11 protein-coding genes are annotated in these 11974 nt (G+C 63.4%); 3 read left to right on the top strand and 8 right to left on the bottom strand.

Going from position 1 to position 11974, the window contains the following annotated elements; translation table 11 throughout:
* Positions 1 to 24: 24 nt before the first annotated feature.
* The 8 genes from U5A08_RS09595 to U5A08_RS09560 all read right to left on the bottom strand — a co-directional run bounded on the left by U5A08_RS09595 (position 25) and on the right by U5A08_RS09560 (position 6753).
* Positions 25 to 843 carry a DUF4892 domain-containing protein gene (locus tag U5A08_RS09595; protein ID WP_253394457.1) on the bottom strand — a complete coding sequence of 273 codons (819 nt, stop codon included), beginning with the start codon at positions 841 to 843 and terminating at the stop codon, positions 25 to 27.
* Between the two features lie 114 nt (positions 844 to 957).
* Entirely contained in the window at positions 958 to 1812 is an 855-nt protein-coding gene (locus U5A08_RS09590; protein ID WP_253394456.1) for an alpha/beta hydrolase, read from the bottom strand.
* A complete protein-coding gene (locus U5A08_RS09585) occupies positions 1809 to 2612 on the bottom strand; it encodes an alpha/beta fold hydrolase (RefSeq protein WP_253394455.1) in 804 nt (267 codons plus the stop codon). The genes U5A08_RS09590 and U5A08_RS09585 overlap by 4 nt, the downstream gene beginning before the upstream one ends.
* Before the next feature lie 97 nt (positions 2613 to 2709).
* Positions 2710 to 3153 carry a hotdog fold thioesterase gene (locus U5A08_RS09580; protein ID WP_253394454.1) on the bottom strand — a complete coding sequence of 148 codons (444 nt, stop codon included), beginning with the start codon at positions 3151 to 3153 and terminating at the stop codon, positions 2710 to 2712.
* 29 nt (positions 3154 to 3182) lie between these two features.
* Positions 3183 to 4838 carry an AMP-binding protein gene (locus tag U5A08_RS09575; protein ID WP_321851313.1) on the bottom strand — a complete coding sequence of 552 codons (1656 nt, stop codon included), beginning with the start codon at positions 4836 to 4838 and terminating at the stop codon, positions 3183 to 3185.
* Between the two features lie 85 nt (positions 4839 to 4923).
* Positions 4924 to 5373 (bottom strand): phosphohistidine phosphatase SixA, encoded by a 450-nt coding sequence (sixA, locus tag U5A08_RS09570; protein WP_321851312.1) that lies wholly within the window; start codon positions 5371 to 5373, stop codon positions 4924 to 4926.
* Positions 5370 to 5717: a DUF4389 domain-containing protein gene (locus U5A08_RS09565; protein ID WP_017734316.1), complete on the bottom strand. Its 348-nt coding sequence runs from the start codon at positions 5715 to 5717 to the stop codon at positions 5370 to 5372. The genes sixA and U5A08_RS09565 overlap by 4 nt, the downstream gene beginning before the upstream one ends.
* Before the next feature lie 10 nt (positions 5718 to 5727).
* Complete coding sequence (locus U5A08_RS09560) at positions 5728 to 6753, bottom strand: NAD(P)H-dependent glycerol-3-phosphate dehydrogenase (RefSeq protein ID WP_247396483.1); 1026 nt, start codon at positions 6751 to 6753, stop codon at positions 5728 to 5730.
* Positions 6754 to 6948: 195 nt separating this feature from the next.
* Between U5A08_RS09560 and U5A08_RS09555 the strand changes: the two genes are divergently transcribed.
* The 3 genes from U5A08_RS09555 to U5A08_RS09545 are packed head-to-tail and all read left to right on the top strand — an operon-like array spanning position 6949 to position 11898.
* Positions 6949 to 9069 carry a TonB-dependent receptor plug domain-containing protein gene (locus tag U5A08_RS09555; protein ID WP_321851308.1) on the top strand — a complete coding sequence of 707 codons (2121 nt, stop codon included), beginning with the start codon at positions 6949 to 6951 and terminating at the stop codon, positions 9067 to 9069.
* Between the two features lies 1 nt (position 9070).
* On the top strand, positions 9071 to 10000 hold the full coding sequence (locus U5A08_RS09550) for an ABC transporter substrate-binding protein (protein ID WP_321851306.1): 930 nt from the start codon (positions 9071 to 9073) through the stop codon (positions 9998 to 10000).
* Positions 9997 to 11898: an ATP-binding protein gene (locus U5A08_RS09545; RefSeq protein ID WP_253394443.1), complete on the top strand. Its 1902-nt coding sequence runs from the start codon at positions 9997 to 9999 to the stop codon at positions 11896 to 11898. Before U5A08_RS09550 ends, U5A08_RS09545 begins: the two co-directional genes overlap by 4 nt.
* Positions 11899 to 11974 lie beyond the last annotated feature (76 nt).

The raw sequence follows: 11974 nt of genomic DNA, 5'->3' as shown, positions 1-11974 counted from the left end.
GCGGGTCCGTTCGCCCTGTTACGGTCAGCGTATCAGATGCAGGTGCAGGCCTTTGGCTGGCTCAGTGCCGGTTTCCAGGCGTGCGGCCCGCACGCCCTTGTCAACCAGGGCCTGGCGCCACGCTTCGGCATGAGGGCCGGTCAAACTGACACGCAGGGTGGTGTCGAGGTTCAACCCGCGGGAAATCAGGGTCAACCAGGTGGCATCCGGGTCCGCGCCCAATGCCGGAAAGTCCAGCTCGCCGGTGCTTTTGAGTTCGCGCAACAGCGTGGCGGAGGTCGGCAGCAGCTCCCCGAGCGGTGCGCTGGCATCGATCTGTTCGACATGCAGGTAAGCCCGGCGATTGCCGCGGGTGATGCCGTACAACGCCACCAGGGAATTGTCCTGCGGGGCGGCCAGACGCAGCAGCAGGTATTCCTGCTGGCCATCGGCGCCGACCAGCTTGGCGTTACCGAACACTTCATTGGCCCACAGGCTGCTTTCACCGCAGTCGCGGGCCTGGCACCAGAACAACAGTTGCGCGCCCTGCTGCTGCAACGCTTCACGCGTGGCGGTGAACGCAGCGCTGGATGTGTGCTCGGCGGGCAGTTCATAGGTGATGGCAGTGGCCTGGCCGCGCGTGGTGGCCTGGGCCTCGTAGCGCAACTGGCCGCTGATCTTGCGGACCGCGCCCATGGGGTAAATGCGCTCTTTTGCTTCGGCGGGGCGGTAATCGACGATTTGCGCGTCGACCTGGCGGGCCACGGCAGGCAAGTCCTGGCTACCCGGCACGTCGGCGGCGAACACCAACGGGCTGAACACACACAGGCCCAGGACACGGATACAGCCTTTACGCACGCTCATCGGATAGTTGAGCCCTGGCCATCGGAGGTCGCAGCAGTTTCAAGATCGGTGTTGAGATCGTTCATGGTTGACTCCCTTTCAATCCGCCCAGCCTCGGCAGTTGACCGCGTCAAGTCAAGGCGCAGAGAAGAACCGATTGAAACAGTCTGCAACAAGGACCGCGCCAGCCTCGTCATTCAAGTGCAAATGATGGCCACCGGGCAGGGTCGTCACCGTAAAGGGTAGCTGGGAAAGCAACTCGGGATGCCTCGCCAGCATGCCGTCAGCGGCGACCACCAGCTGTGTAGGGCAACCTACGCGGCGCACGAAAGCCATGGCTTGTTCGTCGGTCAGACGCATCGGCGATGCCAGGGTCAAGCGGCTGTCCGTGCGCCAGGTGTAACCGCCCGGCACTGGCATCAAACCGCGCTGGGCCAGCAGTTCAGCGGCTTCGCGGCTGACGGCCACCAGCCCTTTCATCCGCGCTTCGACGGCGCGATCAAGGCTGCTGTAGACCGGCTTGCGCTTGCCCTGCAGGTTCATTTGCGCCTGCAACGCCATGCCCAGCCGCTCGGCGGCGTTCTCGCCGGTGGCGGTCGGCGGGATCACACCGTCGATCAAACCCAGGTGCGTCACCCGCTCCGGCAAGGCACCGGCCAATACCAGGGAGACGATGGCGCCGAGGGAGTGACCAAGTAATGCAAAACGTTTCCAGCCCAGTTGTTCAGCGACGTGCAGCACATCGTGGACGTAATCCCACAACGCATAACCGGCCCCCGTCGGACGATGCGCCGAATGCCCGTGGCCGGCCATGTCGAGGGCGACGATACGCATCCCCTGCAGTTTCGGCGCCAACCGCGCGAAGCTGTTGGCGTTATCCAGCCAGCCATGCAGGGCAATCACCGGCAGGCCGTCTTCGGGACCGAACAGATGCGCGGCCAATTCGATATGCGGCAAGCTCAGGCGCACTTCTTCGACCGGCGTACTCATGCGCAACTGCGCTCACGAGCTTCCCAGCGGGCGAACAGTTGCTTGAGCAAGGTCGCAGTGTCCTGGGGGCGTTCGAGGGGGAACATGTGCCCGCCGGGCATGGTGAGCATTTCCCCCATGGGCAGGCGACCGACGCCGCTGGCGTGGTGACGCATCACCACCCGGCTCTGGCGCCCGCGCACCACCGCCAGCGGCACTTTCAACTGGCGCACCTGGCCTGGACTGGTGTGGGGCACGCCCCGGTAGATGCTGATCTCAGTGGCCGGGTCGAAGCGCAGGCGCAGGCGATCGCCGACCTGATGCAGGCCATGTTGCAGGTAAGCGTCGAAGCATTCCGGATCGAAGCCGCGAAACAGGGTCTTGCCGGCGAAGTAACTGCGCGCGGCGTCCAGGTCGGCGAACTCTTCACGGCGGCCCAGGGTGCGCCCGGCCGGGGTGAGGCGGTCGATAAAACCAAAGCGCTTGGCGGCGCGGATCACCCAGCGGTCGGCCCGGGTCAGCACCGGCGAGTCGAGCATCACCACGCCGCGATACAACTGCGGGCAGCGCATGGCCGCGTGCAAATGCAATACGCCGCCGAGGGAATGGCCCACGCCCCACACCGGCTCGGGCTGCTGCTCCAGATGGTGGATCAGTTCGTCCACCAGGTTCTGCCAGTTGTCGTCCACCGGAAACCTGGGGTCGTGGCCGTGCTGCGGCAGGTGCGCGACTGCATATTCCGGGGCCAGGCCGGCAAACAACTTGCCGTAGGTGGCCGAAGGGAAGCCATTGGCGTGGGCAAAAAACACGTGCTGCGACATACCGGTTCCATCTATAAAAACAGACACTGATTGTCACCACGCCTGGCCGTTACAGCAATGACCGTAACCGCCAGGAATGATGACACTCACGCCACACCTATCGCGCCGGCGGGTTCTCGCCCAGGGGCACCACGGCCACGGTCAGGCGCGAGACGCAGCTGGACTTGCCATCATCATTGGTCAGGCGGATGTCCCACACCTGGGTGGTGCGGCCGATATGAATCGCCTTGGCCACCGCCGTCACCCGCCCGCTGCGCACCCCGCGCAAGTGGTTGGCGTTGACCTCCAGGCCGACGCAATAGAACTTGCTCGTATCGATGCACAGGTAGGCCGCCACTGAACCAACGCTTTCGGCCAGGACTACCGACGCGCCGCCGTGCAGCAGGCCGTAGGGCTGATGGGTACGGTGATCGACGACCATGCTGGCGGTCAGGGACTCGTCGTCGAAACTTTCGAAGCGAATATCCAGCAGCTCACCGATGGTGTTTTTCTGCTGGGCGTTGAGTTGCTCGATATCGGGTTGGGTGCGCCACAGGCTCATACCGTTGTCCTATTGGTTTTATGATGGCCCTAATCCTGCCACAGAATGACTTCGGTGCGCTCGCTCCACACCTGAAACTGCGGGCCGTAGGTCGATTCGATCACGTTGCGCTTGATCTTCAAGGTCGGCGTCAGAAAGCCGTTCTCCACCGCCCAACTGTCTTTCACCACCACCAATTGACGCAGTTGCTCATGCTTGTCCAGCGCCGCGTTGACCTGTTCCAGCCAGCGCTCAAGGCTACTGTGCAAAGCCTGGCGCACATCCGCCGGCCCCACCGCCGACAGCACACACAGGCCCATCGGCGCGGGCAGGCCGTCGCCGACCACACACACCTGTTCGATCCGCGCATGTTCGGCCAGGCGGTTTTCAATCGGCGCCGGGGCCACGTACTTGCCCTTGCTGGTCTTGAAGATTTCCTTGAGGCGACCGGTCAGGCGCAGCCGGCCCTCGGCGTCCTGCTCGCCCTTGTCGCCGGTGCGCAGGAAGCCGTCGGGGGTGAGGGTTTCGGCGGTTTTTTCCGGGTCCTTGAAGTAGCCGAGCATGGTCGCGCCACTGCGCACCTGCACTTCGCCCTGCGGGTCGATACGCACTTCAACGCCCGGACACGGCAGGCCGATCCAGCCGATCGTCTGCTGGCCGGGACGACACACATGGGAATAGCCGCAACTCTCGGTCATGCCATACACCTCCAGCACATCCAGCCCCAGACGCTGATACCAGCGCAGCAAGGCCTCAGGCACCGGCGCCGCGCCGGACAGCGCAATGCGTACCGCGTCCAGGCCCAGACCGGCGAGCACCTTGCGGCCCACGCGCTTGCCGATGAAAGGCAGCCGCAACAGGCGGTCCAGGCGTTTTGCCGAGATCTTGCTGTAGACGCCCATCTGGAATTTAGTCCAGATACGCGGCACCCCGAACAGCGCCGTCGGACGTGCCCGACGCAGGTCCGCCAGAAAAGTCTCGAGGCTTTCGGCGAAATACACGGTTTGCCCGGTATAGATCGCAGCCATCTCCACAAACATCCGCTCCGCCACATGGCACAAGGGCAGGTACGACAGCAGCCGGTCGTCCTCCCCCAGGCCGAACAATTCGGTGCCTCGCGTGGCGGCAAAGCCCAAGGCATCGAAGCTGTGCATCACGCCTTTGGGCAGACCGGTGGTGCCGGAGGTGTAGATGATGGTGGCCAGGTCCGAAGCGGCAGGTCGCGGCTCATCCTGGATCGGTGAATAGGCTTGCAGGTCAGCCCAACTGAAATCGAAGTCGCCCGCCGGGCACAGCGGCAGGCTGATGGTTGGCACGTCGGCTGGAACCCCGGGCGCCATGGCGGGCCAGTCATCGAGCTTGCCGATCAATACCAGCACCGCCTCGGAGTGCTTCAGCACATGGGCGACGGAATCGGCGGTGAGGTTGGGATAGAGCGGCACCGAGACATGCCCGGCCATCCAGATGGCCAGGTCGGCAATGATCCAGTGCGCGCAGTTTTTCGAGATCAGGGCAATGTGCGAACCCTGGGGCAGTTCCCTGGCGCGCAGCCAGTGGGCGGCGCAGCGGGCCTGGTGGCCGACCTCGCCCCAGGTCAGGGTCTGCACCTCGCCGCCGCCGACAGGCTGCACCAGGAAGGGTTTGCGCGGATGCCGCGCTTCACGTTCGAAGAAGACCTGCAACGGCAAACGAAAAGCGACGGGCATGGGACGCGCTCCTTTGTGATCCGATGATAGCCAACCAAGCACTTGCTCGGTTGACTATATAGCACACACAAAGCAGCGAAAGTGCCTACGGATGCTTCACGCCAACCAGGCTCATCAGCCCCGCCAACGGGAATTCCCCCTCCAACTCCGCCAGGCTGGCGGTGTACATCGGCGACGGCTGACGCTGATGGCCATGCTGCAAAAAGCTGATCAGGCTGCCGACCAGCGGCTGATGGCTGACCAGCAGCACATTGTCATCCGTGTCGAGTTTCTCCAGCACCTGCTGCGGGTTGCAGTCCGGCGTCAGCCAGGGCACGGTGCGGATGTCCGGCGCGAAGCCCAGCGCTTCACGCACCAGCTGCGCGGTCTGCTGTGCCCGTACATACGGGCTGGCAATGATCGCGCTGATGGGCTGGCCGATCAGGTGCGCCGCGCTGCGCAAGACTTCGGCCCGGCCCTGCTCGGTCAGCTTGCGCTCAGCATCGGTGCGGGCGTGCCCTTCGGCTTCGCCGTGGCGCAAAATCCACAGTTTCACAGTTTTGGCTCTTCATCACGTACCGGGTGCGGTGCTGGCGGCACGCTGTGGGCGGCTTCGCCTTCCGGCGCACGCGGCGTCGGCCAGTCGGCGAATGGCCAGGGCTTTTGCTCAGTGTGAAAGCTGCCGAAGCGGCCGATCTGCGCGAGAAACTGGCTGAGGCTGTCGCCAAAATTCATCAGGCCCAGGTTCGGCGCGCCGTAGACCAGCCGGTAAATCAGTTGCACCACCACCAGCGCACCGAGCAGGAACTGCGCCACTTGCCACACCAGGGCAAACACCAGCATCCACAGGATGCGAAGGACAATGGACTCGTACTTGGGGGCTGCTTTCGGATCGTTCATGACGCGTTCCTCAGTTGAAACCACTGGTGGAAATAAAGTCGACATCGGTTTTCGGCTCGGCGCGCATCAGCAATTCGATGACCTGGTTCAGGGTGCGCCCTTCAAACAGGATCGCATGCAGCCCGGCGACCAGCGGCATGTACACACCCGCTTCCTGGGACTTGGCTTTGAGCACCTTGAGGGTATTGACCCCCTCGGCCACTTCGCCCAGGCGCGTCACCGCGTCTTCCAGGCTCAAGCCCTGGCCGAGGGCAAAACCGACCTGATAGTTGCGGCTTTTCGGCGACGAGCAGGTGACGATCAGGTCGCCCACGCCCGCCAACCCCAGGAAGGTCATCGGGTTTGCACCCTGATTCACCGCAAAGCGGGTCATTTCTGCCAGGGCACGGGTGATCAGCATGCTCTTGGTGTTCTCGCCCATGCCCAACGCCACCGCCATGCCGGCAATGATCGCGTAGACGTTTTTCAGCGCACCGCCCAGCTCGACGCCGAAGCGATCGCCACTGGCGTACACGCGAAAGGTACGGCCATGCAGCACGGCCTGGACCCGCTCGCACAGGGCTTCGTCTTCACTGGCGATCACAGTGGCGGTCAGTGCATGTTCGGCCACTTCCCGCGCCAGATTCGGCCCGGACAGCACGCCGATGCGCGCCTGCGGGGCGATCTCTGCGAGGATTTCGCTCATCAGCTTAAAGGTGTGCGCCTCGATGCCCTTGGTCAAACTGACCAGCAGCTTGCCCGCCAGGCGTTCGGCGTGGGGCGCGAGCACCGAGCGCAAGGCACTGGAAGGCAGCGCGACGAAACACAGCTCGCAGGCCTCCAGGGTCGCCTGCAAGTCGGTGACCGGCTCGACCGCCGGATGAATCTTGATGCCTTTAAGGTAGCGCGGGTTTTCTCGATGGACGCGAATGGCCTCGGCCTGTTCGGGATCGCGCATCCACTGGCGCACCGGATGACCGTTCTCAGCCAGCAGGTTAGCCACGGCGGTACCAAAACTTCCGCCTCCCAGGACCGCAATAGGGCGCTGTTCAGTCATATGCAATCCGTTAATCCATACCAGTGGCGATGGCAGCATTATACGGAGCCCCCCGCTTGCGGCCAGCCCTCGTATCAATTCACATGCCTGTCGGAAAATGCCATACCGGCGCGGGGGAATTGCAAGGACAACGACTGGCAAATGGCCCAGCCTCGGTTAACATGGTCGGCTATTCGTAATTATCAAGGCCGTGTCGTGTATTTGGGCCCTACTCCCCGTTCATCTCTGTGGTTGATGTTGCTGTGCAGCGGTGCGGCGATCGCCGACGACCTGTTCCTCGACAACCAACCGCTGCCGCAGGTGCTGACCGCCACACGCCTCAAACAATCGGCCGCCGCCGTGCCCGGCAGCATGACCGTGATCGACAGCGAACTGATCAAGGCCAGCGGCGCACGCGACATCGCCGAGCTGCTGCGGCTGGTGCCGGGCATGATGGTCGGCTACACCAGCGGCAATCAGGCGGCAGTGAACTACCACGGCACCAATGCCAGTGATGCGCGACGCATGCAGGTTTTGATCGATGGCCGCTCGGTTTACCGTGCCGGCCTGGCCACGGTGGATTGGAGTGATATTCCAGTGGCCATGGAAGATATCGAGCGGATCGAAGTGTTTCGCGGGCCCAACACCGTCAGCTACGGCGCCAACGCGTTGATGGCGGTGGTGAATATCCTCACGCGGTCACCGGCTAACAGCCACGGTTCAAGGATAAAAGTGGTACGCGGCGAGCGCGGGATCAATGATTTTTATGCCAGCCAGGGCGTGGGCTGGGAAACCGGCGACCTGCGCCTGTCGCTGTCCGGGCAGCAGGATGATGGCTTTGACAACGACGCGGTGGGCGCCGACCGCCGTGACGGTCGGCGTCTCAACCGCTTCAGTCTGGCGGTGAGCCAGACGCTGAACGCGCAACAGAGCATCGACTGGCAACTGAATGCCAAGGAAGGGACCAATCAGCGTCCTTATACCTATGCGCCGGTATTCGCCGGGATTACCGAAGGCGGCAACAATTCCGACGTCGCCGCCAAGGACTATGCCGGTTCCCTGCGTTGGAATTTCGATTTCAATCCCGAACACAGTCTGTATATCCAGGGCTCGGCCCAACAATGGGACCGCCGGCAGATCTGGAAAGCCTGTGATGCCAAGGTGTCGTTCAGCCCGGAACTGACCCGACTGTGGCAGCTCAACCCCAATTACGCCGAGCGATTGGCCCGGCACATGGACACCTACAGCCAAGGTGTTGCGCCCCCCGGCAGTGCCGACGAACAAGCACTGGGCAACCAAGTGCTGGACCAATGGCGCAACGGCGCCAGCCAGAGCGTATGCGGCGACATCGACCAAAGCACCCGCGAAAGCCGCTACGACCTGGAGGTCCAGGACACCCTGAGCCTGTCCGACAGCTTGCGCCTGGTCAGCGGTATGAACTATCGCTATGACCGCGCCGACTCCGACACCTATTTCAACGGCACCCTGGATGACACCACCTGGCGCCTGTTCGGCCAGCTTGAATGGCGCGCCAGCGAGCATTGGTTGCTGCAGGGCGGCACCATGTACGAAGACACCCACCTGAGCGGCAACTCGCTGACGCCGCGGGTGGCGGTCAACTACCTGATCAACCCGCGCCACGGCCTGCGCGCGGTGTACTCCGAAGCGATCCGTTCGCCGGACATGTTCGAGAACAACGTCAACTGGAGCTACCGCGTCACCAACCTCAGCTCGCCGGCCTACGGACAAAATTCCGGGCAGTACTTCGTCGCGACACGCGGCCCGGGCAACCTCGATAAAGAGCTGATGAAATCCCGCGAATTGGGCTATAACGGCTTTTTTGCCGACATCGGTCTGAACATGGACGTGAAACTGTTCTACGACGAAATCACCGACATGATCAGCTCGCCGCTGCGCAACAATCAGTACATTGCCAGCAACGCCAACAGCTCGCGCTTTACCGGCGCGGAATCCCAATTCGACTGGCGCATGAGCAACGCCGATCGCCTGCGGCTGACCTATGCTTACGTCGACGCCAGCTCCACCAACCCGCTGGACAAGGCGCAAACCGCACGCAACAGCGGTTCGGCCGGCTGGTTGCGCGAATGGGGGCAAGGCTGGTCCAGCGCCTTGTTCTACTATGGCGACGACGCCCTTAACCGCTATCGCTTCGAACGGGTCGACCTGCGCGTCGCCAAGCGCATCGCCTTGGGCAAAGCCAACGTGGAGCTGGCCGGCATGTTGCAACAACGCCTGGATGACCAGCCCACCACCTGGGCCGACAACAACTACGACCATCGCCAAGTGCTCTACTTCAGCGCGGAGTTAGAGTTCTGACATGGGCGATCAGTCACGGACGACCCTCCTCTCTCTCCCCAGACGCTGGCAACGCGGCCTGCTGCTGCTGTGCCTGCTGCTGAGCGTACCGGCCTGGAGCGCCGATATCCTGCTGACCGCCGCCGAAGACGGCGCCGGGGTGCAGGCGTTCGTCCAGGCGCTTGCCCTGCAGCGCCCCGACGACCACGTGACCTTCACGCCGCTCACCGACCTACCCGGCCCAAGCCAATTACCCGCCGGTACGCGCCTGATCCTGCTGGACCTGCCCAGCCTGGACTGGCGCCTGCAGGATGCCCAAGGCCCGTCGACCCTGGTGTTGCGCATCAGCCGCCTGCAGGCACGCCAGCGCCTGGGCCAGGGCGTACCGGCCAAAATCAGCCTGCTGTGGAGTGACCCGCCGCTGGAGCGCCAACTGCGGCTGATCGCCACAATCCTGCCCCAGGCCAGGCGCATCGGCGTGCTCTACGGCGCCGACAGTGAGTTCCTGCTCCGCGAGTTGCGCCAGTACGCCGCGCCGATGGGCCTGGAGATCGTGCCCCAACGCTGGGACGACACTAACGACAGCCGCCCACTGCTGCATTTGTTCAGAAACAGCGATGTACTGCTCGGTCTTGACGACCCGCAGCTATACAACCCGAAAACCGCGAAGAACCTGCTGCTGAGCAGTTACGCCCGGCAACTGCCGCTGGTGGGGCCGAATGCCGGGTTCGTCAAGGCCGGCAGCCTGGCCAGCACCTACAGCGACCAGACCGACTGGCTGGCCGTGCTCGACCGCCTGCTCGACCACCCGCCCGCTGGCTGGCCGCGCACGTTGTACCCGGAACACTTCAAAGTCATGGGCAACCCGCAAGTCGCACGCTCACTGGGCATCGAACAGGTCGACGAAGCCAACGTCGCCGCCCGCCTGGCCGAAGGAGAAAAACGCCCATGACCTTGCGTCGTCGTTGGGACATCAACACCCGCACCCAGCTCATCACCCTGGGCCCGGCACTGTTACTGACGTTGCTGTTGATCAGCTTCTTCACCTTCGTGCGCATCCAGGACCTGCGCCAGGAACTGGACCACACCGGCCAACTGATCGCCAACCAATTGGCACCGGCCACCGAATATGGGGTGATCTCCGGCAACAACGACGTGCTCGACAGCCTGCTGCGCGCGACGCTGGCCACGCCCCATGTGCGTTTTCTGGAGATTCAGGACAGCGCCGAGAACATCCTGGTGTACGTCGAGCAACCCTCGGAAAATCACGACCGTTCGCTGTCGGTCAAAGTGTTCCAGGCACCGATCCGCCTGCAACATATCCAACTGGGCAATGATTTTTTCCAGGACAACCTCAACGAACCCAAGGCGCCGCGTGCCGACTACCTGGGCCGGGTGATCGTCGGCATGTCCAACGATGCCTTCAGCCAGCGCCAGCAGGAGATTCTGTTCAAGGCCGGCGTGCTCGCGCTGTTCGCCCTGCTGTTTACCTTCCTGCTCGCGCGGCGCCTGGCCGCCAGCCTGTCGCAGCCGATCAGCGCCATGGGCCATGCGGTCAAGGCGATCCAGCAAGGCGACTACAAGACCCCGCTGCCGATTGTCGATGACTCGGAGCTCGGCGACCTCTCGCGACACATCAACAACCTTGCCGAAGGCCTCAACCAGGCCAGCCGCGAACAGCAGCAGGCCATGGCCCAGTTGATCCAGACCCGCGAGGAAGCCGAGCGGGCGAACAACGCCAAGTCGGATTTCCTGGCGATGATGAGCCACGAGCTGCGCACGCCGATGAACGGTGTGCTGGGCATGCTGCAACTGCTGGAAACCACCGAGATGACCGAAGAGCAGACCGAATATGCGGCGCTGGCCTCCGAGTCCACGGAGCATTTGCTCAAGGTCATCAATGACATCCTCGACTTTTCGCGCATCGAACGCGCCGCTCTGGAGCTGGAGCACATTCCGTTCAACCTCGCGGACCTGATCAACAGCTGCGCCCAGGCCTTCCAGCACAGCGCCCAGCAGCGCGGGCTGAGCCTCGAATTGCCGATCCCGCAGGGCCTGGACACGTTGCGCGTGAAGGGCGACCCGACGCGTATCCGCCAGATTCTGGTGAACCTGATCGGCAACGCACTCAAGTTTACCGAGCACGGCAGCGTCAGCGTCGAGCCCCATTGGCAACCCCTCGACCATGAACTGGTGTGGTTCACCTGCACCGTGCGCGACAGCGGCATTGGCATTTCCGCCGAGCGCCTGGAACTGATGTTCGATGCCTTCCAGCAGGCCGACAGTTCCATTTCAAGACGTTACGGCGGCACCGGCCTGGGCCTGCCCATCGCCCGGACCCTGGCCGAACGCATGGGCGGCACCCTGCGCGCGCAGAGCGAAGAAGGCCGTGGTTCGGTGTTCACCCTGGAAATCCCGCTGGCCATCGACCAGCACAGCGTGCCGGCCATTGCCGCCAACGCCGAAGGCAAAGCCAGCGCGGGCAATGGCCGGCATGTGTTGCTGGTGGAAGACAACCCGGTCAACCGTACCGTGGTCGAAGCGATGCTGCGCAGCCTGGGTTTTGAAGTGAGCCTGGCCACCGACGGCGCCGAGGCTATCCGCAGCGCCGAGAGCCTGATTTTCACCGCGATCCTGATGGACTGCCGGTTACCGCTGATCGACGGCTACGAAGCCACCCGGCAGATTCGCCACCTGCCGGGCTGTGCCGACCTGCCGATCATCGCCCTCACCGCCAACGCCTTGCAGGGTGACCGCGAACTCTGCCTGGCCGCCGGAATGAACGATTACCTGGCCAAGCCGTTCAAACGCACGGATTTGCAGCAAATCCTGCAGCGCTGGGTGCAATAGCGCCACGCCATTAGCCAACTGCGACTGGCGTGAAAGACGAAAGTGCGGCAGTCTTAGGCACCCGAACGGACCGCTA

Source organism: Pseudomonas paraveronii (assembly GCF_963681955.1).
Lineage (GTDB): Bacteria > Pseudomonadota > Gammaproteobacteria > Pseudomonadales > Pseudomonadaceae > Aquipseudomonas > Aquipseudomonas paraveronii.
This window is presented reverse-complemented; position numbering and strand designations above follow the sequence as displayed.